This window comes from Bacillus cereus group sp. MYBKT111-2, from assembly GCF_051915205.1.
Lineage (GTDB): Bacteria > Bacillota > Bacilli > Bacillales > Bacillaceae_G > Bacillus_A > Bacillus_A paranthracis.
Genome location: NZ_JBQAEG010000009.1, coordinates 37,658 through 53,764 on the forward strand (window position 1 = coordinate 37,658; position 16,107 = coordinate 53,764).

Below are 16,107 nucleotides of genomic sequence, written 5' to 3' on the forward strand. Positions count from 1 at the left end.
TTATGTAAAATTAAATGATATCACATGCCTGAAATAAAGAGAAACGTTAATAAATAAAAGAGACTGCCTATTGACAATCTCTTTTAATGTATTAACGGAAAGAAGATACGTTATTACCCTTTGCTTCGTAATAATCTAAAATACCTTGATAAATCGCTTCTGCTGCACTTTGCTTCTGTGCTGGTGTAGCGAGTTTATTTGCATCATCCTTATTATCTACAAATGCTAATTCTGCTAATACAGCTGGCATTGTATTATATTTTACTACGTACCAATTATCCTTTTTCACACCACGATCTTTTGTTCCAAGAGCTGCTACAAGGCGTTTTTGAATTTTTTCTGCTAATAAGCGACTGTCTTCCGTATGTGGATTCGTTGATCTTGTCGGTGCTGCTGCATAATAGAATGTTTCTGTACCGTGTCCATTTTTTTCATCCGAACCGTTACCGTGAATACTTACGAAAATATCACCCTTATTTTCATTAGCAAATTCTACTCTTTTTCTTAAAGAATCACTAGCATCTACTCCTGGGCGTGTATCGTTCGTACGTGTTAACTTAACAGTAAATGGTGTCTTTTTCTCAAATAGTTTTTGTAATCGTAAAGATGTATCTAATACGATTTGACTTTCTTTCTCGTAATAACCAACATTACCCGAGTCAATTCCACCGTGACCTGGATCAATAATAATTGCTTTGCCTTCTAAGAAGTTCTCTTGTTTTACTGGGTTTAATTGATTTTTATCAACCCATTGGAAACCAGCGCCTACGCGGATACGAATCCAGCTTCCACTCTCTTCCATAACCGTTACTGTTTGTGCATTATATGTACCTAGCACTTTAGAACTATGTGAAGCTGTTTCATAAGTAGTAAATCCTTCATTAATCGTTTCTGTTTTTTCTGTTAGAGGTGTCCACTTCTCACCTTTACTTGTTACAATTTTTAACCAGCCGTCTGCTCTTTGTTCTTTCACTACAACCATTTGTGGCTTATGCTGAACATCAGTAATACCAGATGATAATGATGGTTGATGATATGTAATAAAGTTTCTGTTCATATACATTCTTTTTGATGTATCTGTTTTATTTTGATCAGCCATCGCAATAAACTGAGCTGCTTCTGCACGAGTTACAGTTCCTTCAGGCTCCCAGCCATTTCCCGTACCTTTAGAAATCTCTAAAGCTACTAAAATATTAGCTTGTTTCTTACCCCAATGAGGTTCCAAATCTTTAAACTGTGTTGGAAGTTCTCCAATAATTTTCTTATCTAATGAGTATGCTTGTACTAACATAGATGCCATAGATGCACGGTTAATTTGGCTTGATGGATTAAATTTACCAGTACCATCTCCACTAATTACACCTGCTTTTTCCACTGCAGCAATGTACGGAGCTGCCCAATGGTTTTGTGCATCTTTAAAAGATGGCTTTGCTTTTGGATCAATTGGTAAACCAAGAACGACTGCTAAAATTTTTGCAGCTGACCCTCTATCTACTGCTTCAGATGGAGAAAACGTTCCATCTGGCTTTCCATCAAGCGCCTTTTTTCCTACTAAATAATCAACTGATTGTTGCGCCCATGAAGGAACATCCGAAAACTTCTTCGCTGCTGCGAAACTACTTACTGGAGACGATAATAAACTTGCGGCTAAAATACCTGCCGCGACTGCACGATACTTCATAAAAAATAATACTCCTCTCGACAATCATCTTTTAATAACGCGTAATCTTAATATATAAATCTCTGCAAATTCGAACAAAAAAAATTAGTGCGCCTCTATTATTTTATAATACTCGAATTATGTAGTAAACCTAATTTCTTAATATTGTAAAATAAATTACAATTAATTTACTCTTTGTTAAATAAAGTCGATTTCTCTGCACACAAAAAATAGGCTACTAGAGGTAGCCTATTTCTTTTCTTATTCTGCAATCATCTCTGATAATACATATGCATAAACAAGTGCTTCTGTATGAGCAATCGAACTTTCATGTGTACGCTCAAATGCATGAGAAGAATCAATACCTGCTCCAATTAATGCATGTTTCACATCAAATCCAGCGCGAATTGCAGCTGATGCATCCGATCCATAGTACGGATAAATATCTACTTTATATTCAATATTGTTCGTTTTCGCAAGCTCTACTAAATGTTTACGTAGTGCATAATGATACGGACCACTAGAGTCTTTTGCACAAATAGATACTGTATACTCGTCAGATGCTTGTCCATCACCTAGCGCTCCCATATCAACCGCTAAATATTCAACCGTTTCTTCTGGAATGTTAGAGTTACCACCGTATCCAATCTCTTCATTGTTAGAAATTAAGAAATGAGTTGTATATGGTAATGTTACGTTTTCATCTTGTAATCGCTTAATTAATTTTAATAGAATCGCAACACTTACTTTGTCATCTAAATGACGTGATTTTATGTATCCACTCTCTGTAATTTGAACGCGCGGATCAAATGAAACGAAGTCTCCTACTTCAATTCCTAATTCACGTACTTCATCAGCTGAAAATACGCGCTCATCAATGCGAACCTCAATATTTTTCTCATCGCGTTTCGCCTCACCTGCATCTTTATATACATGTACAGACGTTTGATGCATTAAAATCGTTCCTGTATACGTCTTACCACTTGATGTTTCAATTTCACAATATTCCCCTTCTACAGAGTTCCAGCGAAATCCGCCAATCATAGAAAGACTCAGACGACCATCTGGCTTAATTTCTTTTACCATCGCACCTAACGTATCAACGTGTGCTGTTAATAAACGGTGCTGTGCATCATTTTTCCCTTTTACCGTTAAAATAAGAGCGCCTTTATTGTTACGCTTCGTTTCTACATTCCACTCACTTACATAGTTTTCAATAAAACGAATGATTTTCTCTGTATTTCCAGACGGACTTGGAATAGAGACAAGCTCCTTAATCAATTCCATCGTTTCTTTCGTATGATGTGCCATTGTCATTTCCTCCTCATTTTTCCTATTATTTAGTATACCGAATTTACTATAAATCCTCTACTCATATAGCTTAATTTTCTAAATTATAGTAAAATTCATTTTAGTATATAAAAGGAGTTATACAATATGAATATATCAAAAAAATATGTACACATTGCACTCATTTGGTTTCTAGCATCATTACTTTGTTTACAATTTTCTTATGCAGTTCATACTACTACTTCTATTACAACTGGCTGGGTATTAACAGCTATCTTCTTCATTATTAGCTTAATTGCAACAAAAAAGCATAGCGTTAATGAGTAACGCTATGCTTTTCCTACAAATCTATTCTTCTGAAACATCCAACAAGTAAATACCTCTTTCAAACCCACCGCGCTCTATTTCTTTTTGCTTACGAAGACGTTCTACATCTTCAATTGTCGCACCTTCTGCACGCGCTAATGAGATGATTACTTCCAGTGCATCCGCAAGAGAATCAAGCGCATGTTCACGCTCTTTCATAGAAGCAAATTCACGAATTTCTTCTGTCCCAATTTTCGCCAAAGCTTGTATGTATGCTTGTCCTGTTAATTTTTGTGCTGTATATGTTTTTCCAGACATTAAAATCTTCTCTGGAACACGATCTCTTACTAACTTGTTATATACTGACATCATCCACCCTCCTATGTTTAATAGCAGCCGAGCTCTGCCTTATAAAATAACCACTCTTTTTTCACACAAGCACTTAACATATCAATTCCTGATCCGTGTGCCCTTACTGCCGGAAAGAAATAATGCTCTGGTTCTTCTTTCTTATCGCCATATAAGGTTTGGTACTCATCAGGAATCGCCTCTTTTTTCACATCCCGTTCTTTCTCCACTTCACCTGAGAAAGCAACAATTGGATGCCCTTCAAAGAATAGTGCAGTTTGTACCGCAAGAGATGGTGTACTATGCAAAGCATAATATGTAAGTAAAATAATAAAGATAACACCAATAATTTTCTTCATATATTACTCCTAAAAAAAGTGCTAACACAATTATACTAAAATGTGTTAGCACTTTCTCCCCTTTACCTTAAATTAACCGTTAGTAAAACTATTACTACACTTTATTCTCCTTTAAATGCCGGCAAACGTTTTTCTAAAAATGCAGCAATACCTTCTTTATGATCCGCAGTTTGTCTCATCGCATATTGACCGCGTTTTTCAAGCTGCAATGTTTGTTCTAAATTGGAGCGATTTACTTCACATAAAATTTGTTTCGTTTGAATCATCGCTTTAATCGGTTTTTGTGACCATTCACTAATCTTTTGCTTCACAGCTGTTTGGAAATCCTCGCCAATTACTTCATCAATTAAGCCGATATCAAGCGCTTCGCTCGCTGATAATTTCTTTCCTTCCCAAATAATTTGCTTCGTCATATTTTCACCAACGCGCTTTTGAAGGAAGAAATGGCCGCCGCCATCTGGAATTAAAGCGATTCCAATAAAGTTCATCGCAATAATGGATGAAATATCTGCCATCACATAGTCAGCTGTTAGCGCAATACTTAATCCAAGACCAGCAGTTGGTCCATGAATCGCACTAATAACGAGCTTTGGCATCGTATATAAAGTCACAACGACCTCAGAGATAGTATTCATAATACCATCAAACTTGCTTTCATCATTACTTGAAAGCATCGATTTAATATCTCCACCCGCAGAAAAACCACGGCCGTTCCCGCATAACACAACAATGTGTGCAGAACTCTCCGCTACTTCTTTCAGTTTTTGTAATAACTCTTTTAACGTTGGCTCATCTAATGCATTTAACACCTCTGGGCGATTGACCATAACCGTTGCAACGTGCCCTTCATATTTCACAATGACAGATTCTGTTTTACTTGTTACTTCCATTATATATACCCCTCTTTTCTACACAAAGATTATACTTATATAATTATAGAAAGGATGTGAAAAACCCTTCTTTTTTCTTAATTTTCTGTCTAATAATCTCGTAATTTGTATATCACCTTGCATAAAACATACAATTTCGTTGAAAAATATAGAAATTAAAGTCGGTTTATCCCGGCTCTTCATCTATTTACCATTACAATGAAATGGTGTATTCTTAAGTCTGATATAAAAATTAAATATAGAAATTCATTCCCCTTCCTATTATATAGAGGGGTGCTGAAATAAAGGAATGAAGAAATGGAGGAACATATGGTTACTAAGTTAAAACAGACGGATAACTACTTCCCGCATTTCCTACTGCTATTCATCGTGTTTCAACCAATTTTAGATTTATTAACGTCTTTTTCAATCTATATATTACACATGAGCGCAACAGTCGGAATCGTAGTCCGTTTCGCCTTTATGCTTCTTGCATTAGGTTATCTACTTCTTCATCATAAACAACAAGACGCGAAAAAGTACATTCTCTATTTATGTTTACTCGGCATTGCACTGGCAATCGGTCTTGTAAATAATATGATGGTTAAATCTCCAGTTTCATTTGGAGAAGAAGTTAAATTTATTTTAAAGAGCATATATCCAATTGTGCTACTGTTTGGATATATTATCGTCTTTAAAGAGCTAAAAAATAAAGAATATGTGTTTCATAAAATCATTACATATTTCTTATATGCAACTTTAATTTTAAGCATCACAATGATTATCGCAATGCAAACTGGCACTGATTTCCCAAGCTATCCTCACTCAAAAATTGGCTCGAGAGGTTGGTTCTTTGCTGGAAATGATTTAAGTGCTCTCTTCGCGATTATGTTCCCAATCGTTGTCTTATATTCGATTTATAAAACAACTTCTTTCTCGAAAATATATTACTGGATTCCAACAATCCTTGCGATGTATGCAAGTATTATGGTCGGAACAAAAGTTGGATATGGTGCAATTGTGCTAACATTAGGCGTAGCACTTTTCTTCTCGTTCATTGAATATATAATAAACCGTAAAAAAGAAAAAAAAGGATTCACATATCTTGTAAACACCATCGTTGCAGCAGTTGTACTAGGAGGTTTAATTGTTCTTACACCGCATACTCCTATCGCAAAAAATATGGGAATCCACATGCAAATATACGAATACAAAAAATCAGTACAAGAAGAACAAGATAAAAAAGAAGGAAAAGTAATTAAAGAAAATCCAGAGGATGCAAAAAAACACGCAAAAGGTGAACTAACAGACTCTGAAGTGAAGAGTTTAATTTATAGTGATCGGGACAAATTCTTAAAAGTATACAAACAATACTATAAAGAAGCACCGCTCTCACAAAAACTTTTTGGAATGGGTTACGCTGGTAACTACACAGTTAAAATTAAATTAATTGAAATGGACTTCCATGACCTATTTTTCGCCTTTGGAATTATCGGTTTCCTTATTTACTTAATACCACTTCTATACTTCGGTATTAAACTATTCATCCGTATGATCACAAACTTTAAGAAAATTATAACTGTAAAATATATGCTATTATCTAGTACACTCATCCTATCACTTGGCATTGGCTTTATGTCTGGTCACGTATTAACAGCGCCATCTGTTAGCATTTTTTTCATCGTTATACTTGCCTACTTAATTGTTGATTTAGAAATAGAATAGAAAGAAGCAGCATCTATTTGGATGCTGCTTCTTTCTACTCCAGTCATCATTGCTTTTTCTCGCTTAATTAAATTTTTTGTGGACTACTAAAAAAGATCGAATCACATGAAGATTCGATCTTTGAAACAAAACTATTTCTTTCTATTGAAACGATGCATGAATCTGCTCCAGCACCTCATCAATATTATCCTTCGTAATAACAATCCCAAAATCTTTCGGCACATTACGATCTTCTTCATTTACAACTTTATGTGCAATTATCTTCCCGACTTCTGGCCTGAAATGATGTCCATCCATATAATTATCTAAGTTCTTTGTTACTGAATTTAAATACATGAAATGATGCACTTCTCCAAATACATCGACAGCATCATGGAGCCACCTTTTATAATCTTCCCAACGCCCTGATTGAATCATCGCACGGAACAATGGCTCTGAAACAGGAGTTGTAAAAATGTAAAACTTTGTATTCGGATTATGAGATTTTACAGTTCCTAATATTTCCTTCATATTTTGATACTCATAATTCCCGCCATAAATCTCTCTACTAAATTTATCTACTTGCGCGGCAATTTGTGTGTCACGCTCTTCTTTCGTATACTCACGCATCGATTTTATGTTATCGCGATTATATACATCAATAGTCTTATTGTGATGAATGGAGTTTTGAATTGTATTTCGGGAATATGTAATCCCATCCATACTCACATACGATTTAATTGGATATAGTAAGCTTTGTGCCTCATTAATATATACTTCTGGCTTTTCAAAACCGATTTCTCTATTTTTGTTCGTTCCAAGGAAATCTAAACCAATCACAATAGAAGATAATTCACTACCTTTTCTCTCTTTTGCATATTCAATGTACGCATCGTACTCACGCGGATCTGTACTACTTACCGCATAATTAAATGCGTTTAATCCAGTAAAATCATTCTCATTGATAAACGTTGTTCTACTACTTCCAAGTATAACGCCATCATAAGTAAACGGACGATATGTTATATAATTCGTTTTTTGTTGTCTCTCATTAAACCCAAACTGAACATTATTCCACTTATTTTTATGCGAGAATAACCAAAGTGAATCTGCATAGCCATTAAATATTCCAACACCTGCAAGTGGAACAAAAACACATACAAAAACGAAAATAAGCCACTGTTTGTTTTTCATATTCTCCACCTAGAAATTAAAGTATAAAAACTCACTAATACTCGTTAAATGCAATACACTATACACAAGTAATATTGCAGTAAATAACGCCGTCCATACTGTCGGACGGAATGAGTCTTTTAACTGAATTGAATTTTTTAAGAAGAAACTAATACATAATGCTCCGAAAATATACGCTACTATTTCCGTATTTAATAATGAAACATGGTATGCTTCAGTAAATGAAACACCGTACCCTTTTAAAAATTGTAGCTTCTCAATAACAAATACCGGGAATACGCTATTGGCTAGTTCGAATCCATTAAATCCAAACATTCCTTTTAACACTTTCACCGCATCATGCATCGATGTTGCTCTAAAGAATACCCACGTTATATTAATGAAGAAAAACGTCACGAGCCATCCCGCCCAGGCCGGCATGCACCCTCCTGCTTTGTTCCACAAACGATGAACGACCGAAGCTAATCCGTGCAGAAATCCCCAGAAAATAAATGTCCAACCAGCCCCATGCCAAATTCCACTTATTAAGAAGACAATCATAATATTGACGTATGTACGCGTAATACCTTTTCGATTTCCTCCAAGAGAAATATACACATATTTCGTTAAAAACTGGCTTAATGTCATATGCCAACGATGCCAAAAATCTTGTATACTCACCGCTTTATAAGGTGAGTTAAAGTTTTGAGGCAATTTAATGTTGAACATTAACGCAATTCCAATTGCCATATCGCTATATCCACTGAAATCAAAGTATAACTGAAATGTAAACGCTAATGATGAAAGCCAAGCTTCAACAAAGGTTAGCGACTGCTGTACATCAAACCCTTCCCGTACGACAGGAGATAAAACGTCTGCAATCCCTACTTTCTTGAAAATACCGATGGCAAATACAAAAATACCGAGAACGATATAATTTGATTGCCAACGCTTTTTACTACGATCCGCAAATTGCGGCATAATTTGCGCATGGTGTACAATTGGTCCTGCAATAAGTTGCGGGAAAAATGTTACAAACAGAGCGTAATCAAGAAAATGACATGCCTCCGTTTCCCCGCGATATGTATCTACTAAAAACGCAATCTTTTGGAATGTATAGAAACTAATCGCAAGCGGTAACGTTAATGATAATAATGTAAAATGAGTTCCAAATAACGAATTTACATTTTGCAAAAAGAAATCATAGTACTTGAAATAACTAAGCATTCCTATATTAAATAGTAAGCCTACTGTTAAAAGAAGTTTACTCTTATGCTTCACGAGCCTCATTCCGATAAAGTAGTTCACAATGAGCGATACTAACATAAGCGGCAAATACTTTATGTTCCAATAACTATAGAAAAATAAAGATGCTGCCACAAGCCAAGCTTTTGCTAAAGTAGTTTGTCCAAATTTATTTAATAAAAAATATAAAAGAAATGCTATCGGTAAAAATAAAAAAATAAACTCAAACGAGTTAAATAACACACCATCTCTTCCCTTCTAAACAAATCACACCTTATTCATCTTATCTTATCCAGATAGTGGGTGTCAAAAGGATTCCATACCGCTTTTCTTCTATTATATAGAATAATTATTTTAATCGAATTATTAACATGCTAAAATATTAAAGGCACTATTATAAAAAAGAATATATAATAGATATGTCGTTTTTTTACGAAATGTATTTCGAAAAAGTGAGGAGAGTCCTTTGGTATTTAGTAGTTCGATTTTCTTGTTTATCTTTTTACCTCTCGTATTATTTCTCTATTTTATAGTGCGTGCCGAGCTACGTAATTTCGTATTACTTGCATTTAGTTTAATTTTCTATGCATGGGGCGAACCACGTTTCGTTCTTTTAATGCTCTTTTCCATCGTATTAAACTACTGCTTCGGCCTACTCGTGCATCATTATGATAAACGAAAAAATATGAAAGTCACATTTTTAATTATGGCTGTAGTCGGAAATATACTATTACTTTCTTATTTTAAGTATATTTCATTTTTCACAGACATTTTAAACAACGCATTGCACTTATCTATTCATGTGGAACCTATTCCACTACCAATTGGAATTTCATTTTATACATTCCAAGCGATGTCCTATGTCATCGATATATACCGTAAAGATGGGGATGTTCAAAAAAATCCACTTAACTTAGCGCTATATATATCTATTTTCCCTCAGCTTATTGCTGGACCAATTGTTCGTTACAATATCGTCGCTGAGCAAATTAAAACGCGCATCCATTCTTTTGAACGATTCACAGAAGGTATTCAAATTTTCGTTCTCGGACTAGCAAAAAAGATATTAATCGCTAACCAAGTTGGATTCGTCGCTGATAAAATCTTTGCCTTACCACCATCTGAAATGAGTGTTGGAACGGCATGGATTGGTATTATCGCCTATACCCTGCAAATTTATTTCGATTTCTCAGGGTACTCTGATATGGCAATCGGACTTGGAAAAATGTTCGGCTTTGATTTCCCGAAAAACTTCAACTATCCGTACATCTCTAAATCTATTTCAGAGTTTTGGAGAAGATGGCATATTACACTCGGCTCTTGGTTCCGCGATTACATATATATCCCGCTCGGCGGAAACCGCGTTTCAAAACTAGCGAATTATCGTAACCTCTTCATCGTATGGGGGTTAACTGGTTTATGGCACGGGGCGAGCTGGACATTTATCGCCTGGGGCTTATATTACGGCTTTATTATTTCAATTGAAAAAGCTGGATTCGAAAAAATATTAAACAAACTATGGAAGCCACTGCAACATGCATACGTATTACTAATCGTTATGATCGGTTGGGTCTTCTTCCGAGCTGACAATTTCGCTTACTCGTTCCAATATTTAAAAGCGATGTTCGGCATAAGCGGCCAATCTTTCATCGATGACAATACGATGTTATACGTACATGAATACATTATCGTATTTCTCATTGCCTTTATCGCAGCGACACCAATTTTAAAAAGAATGAAAAACATACTAGAACTTGCGCCAAAAACGTATATGTTCACAATGCAATTTGTACGTCCTATATTATTACTAACATTATTTATGATTTCGGTTATGTACTTGATTAACTCAACATATAATCCATTTATTTATTTCAGGTTTTAACTGATGTAGGAAGGAAACGTTATTATGAAAAAATTGGGGAACCTCATCCTGTTTATCGGTTTTCTCACCATTATCTTTTCATTTGGCATATTATCGTTACTCAAAACAGACCGAGACATTTCACCAGTTGAAAATCGGCCGCTCGCTCAAAAACCAGCACTTACGAAAGAAGCTCTCCTAACTGGTAGCTTCTTTAAAGATGTCGAAACATACACAAATGATCAACTAATCGGACGAGATGAGCTTATTAAAAACTATACAATTGCTCAAATTAATATGGGCAAATCTCTCATTAACGACATTATTTTAACTGATGATAAATGGCTCCTGAAAAACCCGGCGTGGACAAAAAAATATAATGAAATTGACCAATCCATGCCTGCTATAAACGATTTGTCGCAGTTTTTAAAAGAACAAAACGTTGAGTTTTACTTTGCTTTACCACCGTCAAAAACGAATGCATTATCATTTAAATTACCTTCTCATATTCATACATATGCACAGGAAAATTTAAATTACTTTCTAAAGAAGCTTCCAGCAGACGTAAAGCCAATAAAACTGATGGAACACTTTAAACAGAACTATACAAACGAAGAAATACAGGACATGTATTTCAAAACAGATCATCATTGGAATATGGACGGTGCCTTCCTAGGCTACCAATATATAATGAACACAATTGGGCAACAATCTTCTATATATAAAGGAAAAGAAATAAAAAAAGAAGATTATATTCGTACATGTGCGCAAAACAAACATTTAGTTGGAAGCTTCAACAACCAACTATACCAACTCATAGATGCAAATGGTGAAAAATTGTGCTACTACACACCGAAAGACGGTTTCAACTTCACAAGCGTAACCGCAAAAGATGTGCAAGGTACCGTTCACCAAAACTTAGATGAAATATACGGCGTAGAAAAACAAAAAGATACAACATCATACGCAGGTTATTACACAGATGACTATTCAGAAATCGTCATCGAAAATAACAACGCACAAAATGAAGTACGCGCCTTAGTCCTAAAAGACTCATTCGCAAACGCAATCGTGCCACACTTAGCACAAAGTTTCAAACACACATCTATCCTCGACCTGCGTCACTATCACGAAAAAGATGTATATCAATACATTCAAGACAACAACATTAACATGGTATTGTTCGTGTATAGTGATTCAAATTTGAGCGGGGATATGTTTAAGTTTAAGAAATAGAAAGAAGGCTCTTGTACATGTACAAGAGCCTTCTTTCTATTAAAAAATCAGTGGGAATTCATCCCACTGATTTTTCTTTATCTATAATCGACTTATAGATTTGGGTTATTAAGAACGTTCACGTGTACAGCTTGTGAACCGATTTCGCTTGTTAGAACATCTTTCTCACCTAATACTTTGAATACTAATGTACCTTTGTCAGTGTACTTAGTAGTTAAAGTATTGTAAATGTCTGGATTGAAGTTTGGAAGTACAGAATCACTTGTTTGAGACACTGTTACATGACCAAGCTCTTGATCGAATAAATCGAAGTGAGCATTACCATTTGTATCAAGGTAAAGTTTACCTTGGTTTTCACCAGACTTCACAACGCGTACTTTATGTTGTGTTTCTTTCGTTAAGTTAATACCTTTTACGATATCATCAAGGTTACTCTTCTCAAGCTCTAATACAGTACCAATGTTGATTTTCTTCTCAACGAAGTTTTCTGTTTGAACTGGTTTGAAGTTTACAGATTTAATAGCGATTTTCTCTTGAACGATTTCAATTGTCGCTTTACCAGCAGTTGCACCATTTTTCGTTAAGTGGATATCAACTTTACCTGGTTTTAAGCCTTTAACAACAACTTTATTTCCAACAATCTTAGCTTCAGCTACAGCTGGATTTTTAGATTCAACTACATAACCTTCTAAGTTTTCAGGATCAGAGTATACGCGATCTGAAGTGTACTTAGATAATTGATATGCAACTGTGTTAGAAACATTTAGGTCAAGTTTTGTATCAGGTGACGCACCGTATTGACCTACTTTAGATACAAGTTCGAAGTTTTTAAATGCAACGTTACCTTCTGTTACGTTCACATATAATGAACCTAAAGTTTCACCGTTAGCATTTTGGAAGTGAACTGTTCCTTCACCCACGTCATTACCTGTAACACCAATTGTTTTTGTGCCGATTGAACCAGAGTCAGTCGTTACTACATCTAATCCACCTTCTGCAACTACACCTGTTTTCGGAAGAACTTCTTTAATTGCAGTTGTGTTAGCACCAAATGGATCGCCATATTGGTCAGTTGTTACGAATGTAACAGGTAATGTTTTGTTTTGAACAACTTGTAATTTATCTGGGTTAGCTTTTACTGATACTAATTTACGAGAATCAGTCGTTACTTTAAATTTAACATCTTTTGTAACGTCGCCTACTTTAATAGTAAGTGTGGCTTCACCAGCAGCTTCAGCTGTAATGTAGTTGTTTACTACAGAGATAATGCCGTGATTTGAAGATTTAATGCTAATTGAGTTTGGATCAACTACTTTATCTTCTCCAGCAATTGTAGCAACTACGTTATGGATTTGTGCTTTTTCACCAACAACTAATGTTTGGCTGTTTAGTTTGAAGTCTTTTCCAGTCAATTTATTACCGTATACTACACCGTTTTTATCTGCATCTACCGCAAATGCAGTACTCTTAATTGCAGAAGCTGGTGTATCAAGGTTTTTCACTGAAATAATACCAGTGTTAGAAACGGTTAAACCACCGCGTTTTGTAACTTGTACTTCTACTTTGTAGTCACCGTGTGAAAGACCAACACCAAGTTTACCTGTAGCAGAAGTTGCCTCTCCATTCTCAAAGATGTACGCTGGTGAACCATCTAAATTATTTGCTACAAATTTGACGTCATGATCTGCTAAGTTTAAGTATTCAACATCAGCGTTACCTTTTTCATCGTTTAATTTGAAAGCAACTGCTTGACCAGCACGATCATCATCAAATGTAAGTTTTTCTACTGCTAATTTTTTAACTTCGTATACAAATTTCGTTACGAATGATTGATTTTTCACTTTTACAGTAAGGTTTTTATTTGGAGCTACTTTACCACCAAGTGTTACAGTTGCAGAAGTACCTTCAGCACTTGCTTCGATTGCAACAGCTTTATCTCCTTCAAGAGTTACATCTTCAGCAGAAAGTTTGTCTAAGCCAGTACCTGTTAATGTTAATTTCGTTGGCTCAGAAACTTTCACATCAGTTACATATGCTTGTTCATTATCTTTTTTGCCATATTTTTTATCTGTTAATGCGATAAATTGAGCTGCTTCTGCACGAGATACAGATTTATTTGGCTCCCATTTACCACCAGTACCTACAGAAATTCCAAGGTTAATTAGGATGTTTGCTTTTTCTTCACCCCAATGATCTAATAAATCTTCAAATGTCGTAACTAACTCGCCATTAACTTTATCTTTTAAGTTATAAGCACTTACTAACATAGAAGCAAATGAAGCACGATCAATCTTTCCATTTGGATAGAAGTTTTCTTTGCCGTCACCTTTAACGATACCAGCTTTTTCAACTGCTGCGATATATTTAGCAGCCCATGTATTTTTAGCATCTTTGAAAGAAGGTTGAGCATTTTCATCAACTGGTAAATTTAAAATTTTAGTGAAGATTACAGCTGCAGAAGCACGATCGATTGATTCGGTTGGACCATATGTACCGTCTGGCTTACCTACAATTGCACCTTTATCTACTAAGTAGTTAATAGATTCTTCTGCCCAATGTCCAGCTGGAACGTCTGGGAATGATTTACCTGCTGCTGCTACTGGAGATACAACACCTGCTACCATTGCTGCTGTCATTGTACCTGCGATTACTTTTTTGTAAGAGTTAGTCTTTGCCATTTTATAAATTTCCTCCTTCAGGAATATGCTACTAGTTTCACATCATATTAAATTTGAAAACTAGCTAGTTAGAAAAGCCATAAAACAATAAAAACATAAACAAAAATACTATAATGAAAAGTAGTTCACATAAAAAATGATACAAACCGTTAGATGTAAATATAAGGTTTAAATACCATTTTCTGAAACAAGTTCATCATACTATACAAAACCATTCGTTATCAAGAACTTTCTCAAAAGAAGATTCGACACATTCTGATAATTCAGTCTTTTAATCGTACTATTAGGATATTGATAATAATTAAATATAGAAATGAATAAACTGTTTTCCTATAAACCACTCTCAATGCGCTTCGTATATTTTTCATATCGAATACACAATTGGAATTATAGCACATATTTCCACTTCATCACCTAAATATTTTTTACAATAAATACAATTTTCAGACTATATTCGACTGAAACTATTTCATTTCGACATCATTTTCTTCTTTTCGAATGATTTTTTAACAAAAAAAGGTGTTAATTTACAAAAATTTTACATATCAATGAGGTATTCTTCTATTTTTGAAAGCGCTTTTTATTTGTTTCTCAATAAAATGAACTACTAATCTGCAAAATATGATTTATTTTTTAGAAATCGTTTTATATAAAAATTAATCACAAAAAAAGAGCCCACATAATGTGGACTCTTTCTATTGAAATAAATTTCAATTAGCGAGTTACTGTTACTGGTTTGAAAGCAACAAGTTTGTTATTTTCTGTGTCAACTGTATTTAAAGTTGCATTATCTTTAAGTTCTTTAGCTTTAAGAGTTAATGTACCAGTTGCAAAGTTAACATTCTCTGTAGTTTCTAACTTAAGTACTACTTCTTTAGAAGCAGTTTCTTTTGCTGCTTTAGCAGAGTCTGCCGCTACCGTAAATGGCACACCATTTAAGTCAAACACAAGATCAGTTGCATCAACTTTTACAGCTTCAGAGAATGTAAGAGTTACTTCTTTCTTCTCTACATTTGAAACTTTAGCTGATTTGAATTCAGGAGCTTTTGTATCTTTAACTTCTAGTAATAGGTTCGCTGTACCCATTTTTACTCCATCTTTGTTTGCAACATTAGCTACTGTAAATTTAACTGTTTCTGATTTTTCGAAAGTAAATGTAGATGGTAATTCAATAATTGCATTTGTACCGTCTAATACAATTAAAGTGCCTTCTGGTAATTTAGCACCAGCTAATGTGTAATTATTTACATTAGAAGCTGATTCAGCAACCTGACCACCTTTTACTTCTTTCTCAAAGTTTACTGTAATTTTATTTGTAGCTTTATCATAAGCTACAGCTTTTACTACTGGAGCTACTTTATCTGTTTCTTTTTCAGCT

Annotated in this window: 12 protein-coding genes; 4 read left to right on the forward strand and 8 right to left on the reverse strand. The window is 34.8% G+C overall.

The genetic code is table 11. The features are described from left to right. Nucleotides 1-91: 91 nt before the first annotated feature. Both ACTFNE_RS21625 and ACTFNE_RS21630 read right to left on the reverse strand, forming a co-directional pair. On the reverse strand, nucleotides 92-1,681 hold the full coding sequence (locus tag ACTFNE_RS21625; protein WP_270705317.1) for an N-acetylmuramoyl-L-alanine amidase: 1,590 nt from the start codon (nucleotides 1,679-1,681) through the stop codon (nucleotides 92-94). A 240-nt stretch (nucleotides 1,682-1,921) separates the two neighbouring features. Then, on the reverse strand, nucleotides 1,922-2,971 hold the full coding sequence (locus ACTFNE_RS21630) for a M42 family metallopeptidase (RefSeq protein ID WP_000930097.1): 1,050 nt from the start codon (nucleotides 2,969-2,971) through the stop codon (nucleotides 1,922-1,924). 126 nt (nucleotides 2,972-3,097) lie between these two features. On the opposite strand from ACTFNE_RS21630, the gene ACTFNE_RS21635 reads away from it, so the two are divergent. Next, the gene (locus tag ACTFNE_RS21635) at nucleotides 3,098-3,277 is read left to right on the forward strand and encodes a hypothetical protein (RefSeq protein WP_001027091.1); all 180 of its coding nucleotides are present in this window, start codon (nucleotides 3,098-3,100) and stop codon (nucleotides 3,275-3,277) included. Between the two features lie 21 nt (nucleotides 3,278-3,298). On the opposite strand, the gene ACTFNE_RS21640 is transcribed toward ACTFNE_RS21635, so the two are convergent. The 3 genes from ACTFNE_RS21640 to ACTFNE_RS21650 form a co-directional block, all read right to left on the reverse strand. Further along, complete coding sequence (locus ACTFNE_RS21640) at nucleotides 3,299-3,625, reverse strand: nucleoside triphosphate pyrophosphohydrolase (RefSeq protein WP_000118158.1); 327 nt, start codon at nucleotides 3,623-3,625, stop codon at nucleotides 3,299-3,301. Nucleotides 3,626-3,642: 17 nt separating this feature from the next. Further along, nucleotides 3,643-3,963 (reverse strand): hypothetical protein, encoded by a 321-nt coding sequence (locus ACTFNE_RS21645; protein WP_270705318.1) that lies wholly within the window; start codon nucleotides 3,961-3,963, stop codon nucleotides 3,643-3,645. A 101-nt stretch (nucleotides 3,964-4,064) separates the two neighbouring features. Further along, entirely contained in the window at nucleotides 4,065-4,853 is a 789-nt protein-coding gene (locus ACTFNE_RS21650; protein WP_000454170.1) for an enoyl-CoA hydratase, read from the reverse strand. A 309-nt stretch (nucleotides 4,854-5,162) separates the two neighbouring features. On the opposite strand from ACTFNE_RS21650, the gene ACTFNE_RS21655 reads away from it, so the two are divergent. Then, a complete protein-coding gene (locus ACTFNE_RS21655; protein ID WP_270705360.1) occupies nucleotides 5,163-6,557 on the forward strand; it encodes an O-antigen ligase family protein in 1,395 nt (464 codons plus the stop codon). A 141-nt stretch (nucleotides 6,558-6,698) separates the two neighbouring features. Here ACTFNE_RS21655 and ACTFNE_RS21660 read toward each other — a convergent pair whose 3' ends face one another. Beyond that, the gene (locus tag ACTFNE_RS21660; protein WP_000792077.1) at nucleotides 6,699-7,730 is read right to left on the reverse strand and encodes a hypothetical protein; all 1,032 of its coding nucleotides are present in this window, start codon (nucleotides 7,728-7,730) and stop codon (nucleotides 6,699-6,701) included. Nucleotides 7,731-7,739: 9 nt separating this feature from the next. Beyond that, nucleotides 7,740-9,197: an MBOAT family O-acyltransferase gene (locus ACTFNE_RS21665; protein ID WP_270705320.1), complete on the reverse strand. Its 1,458-nt coding sequence runs from the start codon at nucleotides 9,195-9,197 to the stop codon at nucleotides 7,740-7,742. A gap of 223 nt (nucleotides 9,198-9,420) precedes the next feature. Between ACTFNE_RS21665 and ACTFNE_RS21670 the strand changes: the two genes are divergently transcribed. Together ACTFNE_RS21670 and patB1 are read left to right on the forward strand one after the other, a co-directional pair. Next, nucleotides 9,421-10,836 carry an MBOAT family O-acyltransferase gene (locus tag ACTFNE_RS21670; RefSeq protein ID WP_046198809.1) on the forward strand — a complete coding sequence of 472 codons (1,416 nt, stop codon included), beginning with the start codon at nucleotides 9,421-9,423 and terminating at the stop codon, nucleotides 10,834-10,836. 24 nt (nucleotides 10,837-10,860) lie between these two features. Further along, a complete protein-coding gene (gene patB1, locus ACTFNE_RS21675) occupies nucleotides 10,861-12,051 on the forward strand; it encodes a secondary cell wall polysaccharide O-acetyltransferase PatB1 (protein WP_270705321.1) in 1,191 nt (396 codons plus the stop codon). A gap of 92 nt (nucleotides 12,052-12,143) precedes the next feature. Here the strand turns inward: patB1 and ACTFNE_RS21680 are convergent, their stop codons facing one another. Next, complete coding sequence (locus tag ACTFNE_RS21680; protein ID WP_270705322.1) at nucleotides 12,144-14,729, reverse strand: S-layer homology domain-containing protein; 2,586 nt, start codon at nucleotides 14,727-14,729, stop codon at nucleotides 12,144-12,146. Between the last annotated feature and the right edge of the window lie 1,378 nt (nucleotides 14,730-16,107).

Bases quoted from the DNA above. Each gene is read 5' to 3' on its own strand.
- ACTFNE_RS21625 (WP_270705317.1), bottom strand. From the start codon at position 1,681: ATGAAGTATCGTGCAGTCGCGGCAGGTATTTTAGCCGCAAGTTTATTA.
- ACTFNE_RS21630 (WP_000930097.1), bottom strand. From the start codon at position 2,971: ATGGCACATCATACGAAAGAAACGATGGAATTGATTAAGGAGCTTGTC.
- ACTFNE_RS21635 (WP_001027091.1), top strand. From the start codon at position 3,098: ATGAATATATCAAAAAAATATGTACACATTGCACTCATTTGGTTTCTA.
- ACTFNE_RS21640 (WP_000118158.1), bottom strand. From the start codon at position 3,625: ATGTCAGTATATAACAAGTTAGTAAGAGATCGTGTTCCAGAGAAGATT.
- ACTFNE_RS21645 (WP_270705318.1), bottom strand. From the start codon at position 3,963: ATGAAGAAAATTATTGGTGTTATCTTTATTATTTTACTTACATATTAT.
- ACTFNE_RS21650 (WP_000454170.1), bottom strand. From the start codon at position 4,853: ATGGAAGTAACAAGTAAAACAGAATCTGTCATTGTGAAATATGAAGGG.
- ACTFNE_RS21655 (WP_270705360.1), top strand. From the start codon at position 5,163: ATGGTTACTAAGTTAAAACAGACGGATAACTACTTCCCGCATTTCCTA.
- ACTFNE_RS21660 (WP_000792077.1), bottom strand. From the start codon at position 7,730: ATGAAAAACAAACAGTGGCTTATTTTCGTTTTTGTATGTGTTTTTGTT.
- patB1 (WP_270705321.1), top strand. From the start codon at position 10,861: ATGAAAAAATTGGGGAACCTCATCCTGTTTATCGGTTTTCTCACCATT.
- ACTFNE_RS21680 (WP_270705322.1), bottom strand. From the start codon at position 14,729: ATGGCAAAGACTAACTCTTACAAAAAAGTAATCGCAGGTACAATGACA.